We start from the raw sequence: 210 nt of genomic DNA on the forward strand, positions 1-210 counted from the left end.
AATGGCTTTTATTTTCACTTTTTTAAAAAGTGAAGACAAAAGAAACTTTCGTGGGCGATTAGCTCAGTTGGGAGAGCACCTCCCTTACAAGGAGGGGGTCACTGGTTCGAGCCCGGTATCGCCCACCATCTTTAAACGTTCTTTGAAGCAAAAGCTGATGAGAGTCTTTAAAAATGGTTTAGAAGCCTTTCATTAGGTAGAAAAACAATT

At 40.5% G+C, this 210-nt stretch carries 1 tRNA gene; it reads left to right on the top strand.

The features are described from left to right. The first annotated feature begins 52 nt into the window (after nucleotides 1–52). Nucleotides 53–128 (top strand) — tRNA-Val (locus tag PVK70_RS19045). Nucleotides 129–210 lie beyond the last annotated feature (82 nt).

Source organism: Aliivibrio sp. A6 (assembly GCF_028765505.1).
Classification (GTDB): Bacteria; Pseudomonadota; Gammaproteobacteria; order Enterobacterales; family Vibrionaceae; genus Aliivibrio; species Aliivibrio finisterrensis_A.